This window comes from Haloarcula amylolytica JCM 13557, from assembly GCF_000336615.1.
Lineage (GTDB): Archaea > Halobacteriota > Halobacteria > Halobacteriales > Haloarculaceae > Haloarcula > Haloarcula amylolytica.
On sequence record NZ_AOLW01000042.1, the window covers coordinates 1 to 213 of the forward strand.

Here is a 213-nt window from a genome sequence, read left to right on the forward strand (position 1 = left end):
TTTTCTTTTCCTCCCGATACTGAGATGTTTCAGTTCTCGGGGTTCCTCATTGCGCGAAGCAATTGTTAGAGAGATTCTCATTCGGAAATCTGTGGTTCTTCGCCTCCGTGCGGCTCCCCACAGCTTATCGCAGCTTGGCACGTCCTTCATCAGCGCCTGAGCCGAGCAATCCACCAGCTGGCATAGTAGCCAACGTCGTTGTGACTCGTTCAA

At 52.1% G+C, this 213-nt stretch carries 1 rRNA gene; it reads right to left on the bottom strand.

The annotated features are described in order from the left end of the window. Positions 1 to 198 (bottom strand): 23S ribosomal RNA (locus C442_RS16095); the annotation flags it as partial. Positions 199 to 213: the final 15 nt, after the last annotated feature.